Consider the following 3,514-nt stretch of genomic DNA (forward strand, 5'->3'; position numbering starts at 1 on the left):
GCGACTCGATCCCGAGCGTTTCACCGCCACCGTCTCGTTGTCAGGGTTCGTCGCCGGGGGCGAACACCCCGGCGACGCGCGGCTCGCTGAAGTGAAGCCGCCGGTCTTCTGGGGGCGCGGAACCGACGATGCGGTCATCCCGGATCATGCCATCGACCGCACCGCGGCCTGGCTGCCCGGTCACACTACGGCCACCATTCGCACGTATGACGGTCTCGGGCACTCCATCTCGACGCCGGAGCTCGCGGAGTTCAGCGGATTCCTGCGCGCACATGCGTAGTCACAGCGCCCTGAGCGCAACCCCTGACCAGTGACGGTGGTACGGGGGAGGATAGGAGCATGAGCTCGGTGCTCGACCAATTTTCCCCCGCGACCCGTGAGTGGTTCGACGGGGCGTTCGCCGCGCCCACCCCGGCCCAGCTCGGGGCGTGGGAGGCGGTGGCCTCCGGATCCCATGCGCTCGTCGTGGCGCCGACGGGTTCGGGGAAGACCCTCGCGGCCTTCCTGTATGCGATCGACCGGCTGGCCTCCCGACCGATCCCGGAAGACCCGATGGCGCGAACCCGGGTGCTCTACATTTCCCCGCTCAAGGCCCTGGGTGTCGACGTGGAGCGAAACCTCCGCGCTCCTCTCGTCGGGGTGACGCAGACCGCGCGTCGGCTGGGGCTGCCCGCGCCCGATGTGACGGTGGGGGTGCGCAGTGGCGACACCACCCCGGGCGATCGGAGGCTGCTTGCACGCACTCCGCCGGACATCCTGATCACCACTCCCGAATCTCTGTACCTGATGCTGACCTCGGCCGCACGCGCGACCCTCGCCGGTGTCGAGACGGTCATCATCGACGAGGTCCATGCGGTCGCCGCGACAAAGCGGGGCGCACATCTGGCCGTCTCACTCGAGCGACTGGATGACCTGCTGCCGACCCCGGCACAGCGCATCGGTTTATCCGCCACCGTGCGCCCCCTCCAGGAAGTTGCCCGTTTCCTGGGGGGCCGCGCCCCCGTCACCATCGTGCAACCGCCCGCCGCGAAGACCTTCGATCTCTCGGTGATCGTGCCCGTAGAGGACATGACCGAGCCCGGAACCGTCGAGCCGCGGGGAGGATCGACCGCCGGTGCGACCACCGAGGCCACGGGGTCGATCTGGCCGCACGTCGAGGAGCGGATCGTCGACGAGGTTCTGAAACACAGGTCGACGATCGTGTTTGCGAACTCGCGGAGGCTTGCCGAGCGGCTGACGTCACGGCTGAACGAGATCTACGCGGAGCGGGGCGAGTTGGCGTTGGTCGGGGTGGGGGCGTCCTCCCTCGCAGGCTCAGTCGGCGCTGGGGTCGCGGAATCGCTGCGCGATTCTTTTAGCTCCACCGCGCTCGCAGGCTCGACTGTGGTGGAAACGGTGCGTAACGCCGGTAATCCGCTGTTGGCGCGAGCGCACCATGGCTCCGTCTCGAAAGAGCAGCGCGCCATCATCGAGGATGACCTGAAGTCGGGGCGGCTGCGCTGCGTCGTCGCCACCAGTTCGCTTGAACTCGGTATCGACATGGGTGCGGTCGACCTTGTGATCCAGGTAGAGTCCCCGCCCTCGGTCGCGAGCGGCCTCCAGCGGATTGGGCGGGCCGGGCATCAGGTCGGCGAGATATCCAAAGGCATGCTCTTCCCCAAACATCGCACCGACCTCATCCACACCACCGTTGCCGTCGAACGCATGAAATCCGGCCAGATCGAGGCCATCGCTGTACCGGCAAACCCGCTCGACGTGCTCGCGCAGCAGACCGTTGCCGCCACCGCGCTCGAGGGCATCGACGTCGAGGAGTGGTTCGACACGGTGCGGCGCAGCGCCCCCTTTGCGACGCTCCCCCGCAGCGCGTACGACGCGACACTCGACCTGCTGGCCGGTCTGTATCCGAGCGATGAGTTCGCCGAACTGCGCCCGCGTATCGTGTGGGATCGGGTGGCCGGCACGATCACCGGTCGCCCGGGCGCCCAACGGTTGGCCGTGACATCCGGAGGCACTATTCCCGATCGCGGCCTCTTCGGGGTGTTCATGGTCGGCGGTGACCCCGGCGCCCCCGGGAGGCGTGTTGGCGAACTTGACGAGGAGATGGTTTACGAGTCGAGGGTCGGCGACATCTTCGCGCTCGGCACGACCAGCTGGCGGATCGAAGAAATCACGCACGACCAGGTGCTCGTCTCGCCCGCCTTCGGTCAGCCGGGCAAGGTGCCGTTCTGGAAAGGGGACGGCCTGGGTCGACCCGCCGAACTGGGGGCGGCCATCGGGGCCTTTGTCCGCGAAATCTCGACCAGCACTCCGGATGATGCGCGCGCTCGCGTCGCGGGAATCGGGCTCGACGAGCGTGCCGTCAACAATCTGGTCGCCCTCGTTGACGAACAGCAGAAGTCGACCGGACAGGTTCCTACCGACCGCACACTGATAGTCGAACGGTTCCGTGACGAGTTGGGGGACTGGCGCGTCGTCTTACATTCCCCGTACGGCATACCAGTGCATGCACCCTGGGCGCTGGCGATCAGCGCCCGCGTGCGAGACCGGCTCGGGGTTGACGGCGCCGCGATGGCGGGCGATGATGGGATCGTCGTGCGCATTCCGGACACCGACGCCGAACCCCCGGGTGCCGAGCTGTTTCTCTTCGAGAAAGACGAGCTCGAGGCCATCGTGACGGAAGAGGTCGGAGGGTCCGCGCTGTTCGCGGCTCGCTTCAGAGAATGCGCGGCTCGGGCTCTGCTGCTGCCGCGACGTGACCCCGGTCGACGCTCACCACTCTGGCAGCAGCGACAGCGGGCATCCCAGTTGCTGGATGTCGCGAGAAAGTATCCGAGCTTCCCGATTGTGCTCGAAACCGTGCGTGAAGTACTGCAGGATGTCTACGACCTGCCCGCCCTCATGGCCATGACCAATGACCTCGCGACCCGCAAAATCCGCATGGTGGAGACCGAGACGCAGGTGCCATCGCCCTTCGCACGGTCGCTTCTGTTCGGCTACGTCGCCGCATTCCTGTACGAAGGCGATTCCCCGCTGGCCGAGCGGCGGGCCGCGGCGCTCTCTCTCGACCCGACGCTACTGGCCGAGCTGCTGGGCCGCGCCGAGCTGCGCGAACTGCTCGACCCGATGGTCATCGCCCAGGTAGAACTGGAGCTGCAGCGCCTGGCGCCCGACCGCAAGGCTCGCAACGCCGAGGGCGTCGTCGACCTGCTCAGGATGCTCGGACCACTCTCCATCGATGAGCTCGCCGCCCGCTCGCTGCCGGCGGTGCTCGATCAGGCTGCGGTTGATCCGGCGGCGGTTGATCCGGCGGTGGTTGATCCATCCGTGCTTGACCCGACCGCGGTTGACCCGTCCATCAGCGCGAGCGCGGCCGACGTGCCCCGGAAGCTGGACGCCACCGGCGAGCCCGTGCCGTCGACGCCGGACAATCCCATCGACACCTCCGCCCTGCTCCGCACCCTTGATGGGCTCGCCCGCTCTAATCGCGTGCTGCGCGTCACGATCGCCGGCTCGA

Annotated in this window: 2 protein-coding genes; both read left to right on the forward strand. The window is 67.7% G+C overall.

Going from position 1 to position 3,514, the window contains the following annotated elements:
* Positions 1-280, forward strand: a 280-nt coding sequence (locus tag RMN95_RS14360) for an alpha/beta hydrolase (protein WP_397545301.1), incomplete at its 5' end; no start/stop codon positions are given.
* A 59-nt stretch (positions 281-339) separates the two neighbouring features.
* Positions 340-3,514, forward strand: a 3,175-nt coding sequence (locus RMN95_RS14365) for a DEAD/DEAH box helicase (RefSeq protein ID WP_309617593.1), incomplete at its 3' end; no start/stop codon positions are given.

It is taken from the genome of Salinibacterium sp. (assembly GCF_031364185.1).
Classification (GTDB): Bacteria; Actinomycetota; Actinomycetes; order Actinomycetales; family Microbacteriaceae; genus Rhodoglobus.